This is a genomic window from Streptomyces diversicolor (genome assembly GCF_057537855.1).
The window spans coordinates 1-867 of the sequence record NZ_BAAJXA010000140.1; the positions used below are offsets into that span (position 1 = coordinate 1).

Below are 867 nucleotides of genomic sequence, written 5' to 3' on the forward strand. Positions count from 1 at the left end.
AGCGAGTTGGTGGGCCGAGGTGACCACGCCGTTGCGCCCGCCGACCGCGGGGCGGTGGGCGGTCATCGGGTGGCCGTCGCGGTCTCGATCCCGGCGAGCGAGTCGAGCAGATGGGTGTGCGGTGCGGCCTCCAGCGTGGCCCGGGTGTGGGCTCCGGTGGTGACACCGGCGACGATGCCGGCCCCCGAGCGCCAGCCTGCGAGCAGGTCGCTGCGGGTGTCGCCGACGACGGCGACGGCATGCATGTCGGTGACCTGCAGGCGGAGCGCCGCGGTGAGGATCATGTCGGGGAACGGCCGGCCGCGGCCGGCGTCGCTGGGGCTGAGTGTGAGATCAACTATTTCTCGCCAGCCCAGTGCGTCGACGAGGGTTTCGCGGGTGCGTTCCGCGAAGCCGGTGATGAGTGCGATCCGTACGCCCGCTGCCCGAAGCCGCACGAACAGGTCCTCGACGCCGGGAAACGCCTTGATGCCTACCTTGGCGACGAGTTCCTCGTAACGCCGCTCGAACGCCTCGTTGGCCGACCGTGCCCGCTCCTCGGGCAGCACATCGCGGAAGGCGTCCAGCTTGCTGCGGCCGCGGTTGCCGTCGAACGAGGCCAGGGCGGCCTGGAGTTCGGGACCGTCGGGAAGTCCCGTGTCCAGCAGCGCGGCGCGGAACGCCTCGATGACCAGCCCGTCATCGCTGAACGCGGTACCGGCCATGTCGCAGACCAGCAACTCCCAGTCCGGCGGTGCAACGTGCATGGTGCTTCCCTTCGATCGGTGGAACGCGATGAGGGAACGATAATCCATCACACACCCGCATTGTGGCAATGAGGTTGCTTGTGCGGCTAGCCTGCCCGGGTCGAGAGGAGACTCCATGCAA

Annotated in this window: 1 protein-coding gene; it reads right to left on the minus strand. The window is 69.0% G+C overall.

The annotated features are described in order from the left end of the window. Positions 1–62: 62 nt before the first annotated feature. Positions 63–746: an HAD family hydrolase gene (locus tag AC27LF_RS45525; protein WP_479665231.1), complete on the minus strand. Its 684-nt coding sequence runs from the start codon at positions 744–746 to the stop codon at positions 63–65. Positions 747–867: the final 121 nt, after the last annotated feature.

What these genes read in the sequence shown, in the direction of transcription:
- AC27LF_RS45525 (WP_479665231.1), bottom strand. Translation starts at nt 746, where the DNA reads ATGCACGTTGCACCGCCGGACTGGGAGTTGCTGGTCTGCGACATGGCC.